1 protein-coding gene and 1 pseudogene are annotated in these 1,610 nt (G+C 62.4%); one reads left to right on the top strand and one right to left on the bottom strand.

Annotation, left to right across the window (positions count from 1 at the left end; genetic code table 11):
- Positions 1 to 43 precede the first annotated feature (43 nt).
- A pseudogene (locus DPM12_RS20415) lies at positions 44 to 1,305 on the bottom strand (IS256 family transposase).
- A 105-nt stretch (positions 1,306 to 1,410) separates the two neighbouring features.
- Between DPM12_RS20415 and DPM12_RS23695 the strand changes: the two are divergent.
- On the top strand, positions 1,411 to 1,610 hold a 200-nt coding region (locus DPM12_RS23695), incomplete at its 3' end, for a hypothetical protein (RefSeq protein WP_211659185.1).

The following is a 1,610-nucleotide window of genomic DNA, read 5'->3' as shown; positions in this document are numbered from 1 at the left end:
GAGGGGTGTGTCAGATTAACGGTGGATCCGGTCTTGGTATCGGTTAGTTTCCGGTTGGTGTGATGCGGCCTTCGAATGTGATGGCGAACGCGTTCAGGGCCGGTTTCCACCTCATGGCCCATCGTGCCCTGCCTCGGCCGGTGGGGTCTAGTGACCGGGTGACCAGGTACAGGCATTTCAGGGCGGCTTGCTCGGTGGGGAAGTGCCCGCGGGCGCGGATCGCGCGCCGGTAGCGGGCGTTGATCGACTCGATCGCGTTCGTGGAGCAGATCACGCGGCGGATCTCCCCGTCATAGTCGAGGAACGGCACGAAGTCTGACCAGGCGTTTTCCCACAACTTGACGATCGCTGGGTACTGCTGGCCCCACGAGGCGGCGAACTCGCCCCAGCGTTCTTTGGCCGCGGCCTCGGACGGGGCGGTATAGACCGGCCGCAGATCCTTGGACATCTGGTCCCAGTACCGGCGGGAGGCGGAACGTGTTGCGGATCAGGTGGATGATGCAGGTCTGCACGATCGCCAACTCCCAGGTGGTGGTGATCGCCTCGGGCAGGCCCTTGAGCCCGTCACACACCACGATGCACACGTCCTGCGTGCCACGGTTCTTGATCTCGGTGAGCACGGACAGTCAGAACTTCGCGCCCTCGCCGCCGTCACCGGCCCACAGCCCGAGAATGTCGCGTTCACCGGCGACGGTGACACCAATCGCGACATAAACCGGTCGGCTTGTGACCTGACCATCACGAATCTTCACGTGGATAGCGTCGATGAACATCACCGGATAGACCCGCTCCAGCGGCCGGCTGCACCACTCAGCCATCTCCCCGACCACCTTGTCGGTGATCCGCGAGATCGTGTCCTTGGACACCTTCGCCCCGTACACATCGTCGAAGTGCGCAGCCACCTCACCCGTGGTCAGGCCCTTGGCGGTCAACGACAACACGACCTCATCGATCCCATCCAGCCGGCGCTGTCGCTTGCGCACGATCTGCGGCTCAAACGACGAGTCGGTATCGCGTGGCACCTCGATCTCGACCGGGCCGATCTCGGTCAACACCGTCTTCGCCCTCGTGCCGTTACGCGAGTTCCCGCCGTCCCGCCCGGCCGGGTCGTGCTTGTCGTATCCAAGGTGCTCGCTCATCTGAAGCATCCAGCGCGGTCTCGAGCACGTTCTTCGTCAATTGGTTCAACAGCCCGTCCGGGCCCACCAGATCGACACCTTGTTCCTTGGCCTGCGCCAGAAGCTGTTCAGCCAGCTGCTGCGGATCCACCTGATCATCAGTCACAGACTCCAGTGTTTCCGTCATGATCGATCCTTCCCGCCAAGCAACGCTCGGCGTGTCGACCAAGATCAGATCCACCGCTTCTCAGACAGTCCCCATGAGAACGCGGACTAGCCCTCGAAAATCTTGATGGAAAAACTCGCCGAACGCACTGTCGAACGCGACCGACTCGAAGCCGAGCTCTCCCGGCCCACACACCGGGCTGAGCAAACCGAGCGGGAAGTCCAAGAACTGATCGACTACGCCGGTGGAATCGCCTCAGCACTCTCGAAAGCAGAGCGTGAGGACAAAGGCGCTCTCTACCAGGACCTGGGGCTTCGGCTGACATA

It is taken from the genome of Phytoactinopolyspora halophila (assembly GCF_003287285.1).
Taxonomy (GTDB): domain Bacteria; phylum Actinomycetota; class Actinomycetes; order Jiangellales; family Jiangellaceae; genus Phytoactinopolyspora_A; species Phytoactinopolyspora_A halophila.
This window is presented reverse-complemented; position numbering and strand designations above follow the sequence as displayed.